Here is a 579-nt window from a genome sequence, read left to right on the forward strand (position 1 = left end):
AGTACCAAGCTAAAAATCAACATCAGCACTAAAACAACACCGACGAAACCAAGCTCTTCAGCCAATACCGCAAATACAAAGTCGGTGTGCGCTTCTGGTAGGTATTCCAGTTTTTGAATTGAGTTCCCTAACCCTTGACCAAACCATTCTCCGCGACCAAACGCCATCAAAGATTGAGTCAACTGATAGCCGCTACCGAACGGATCTTCCCATGGGTCAAGAAACGAAGTAACACGGCGCATACGGTACGGTTCTACCAAGATCAAACCGACGACAGCGCCAATGCCAGCAATCATCAGAGCCAGAAACTGGGTTAGCTTCGCGCCCGCGATAAATAACATACCAAACAGAGTAACCAGCATTACAACGACGGTACCCAAATCCGGCTGACCAAGTAACAAGACGGCGAAGAAAGCAAACACCATGATTGGCTTCATAAAGCCGCCAAAGAAGGTCTGGCGCACTTCATCTTGCTTACGGACTAAATAACCAGACCTGAAGATGAACAGCGATAACTTCGCAACTTCGGCAGGCTGTAAGTTGAACAGACCAAGCGGAATCCAACGAGAGGCGCCGTTT

Annotated in this window: 1 protein-coding gene; it reads right to left on the reverse strand. The window is 48.2% G+C overall.

Annotated features, from left to right (window positions below; all coding sequences use genetic code 11):
- The coding region (locus R7E78_RS28805; RefSeq protein ID WP_318058973.1) for an FtsW/RodA/SpoVE family cell cycle protein at positions 1-579 on the reverse strand (579 nt) is incomplete at both ends.

The organism is Vibrio sp. YT-19(2023), assembly GCF_033337395.1.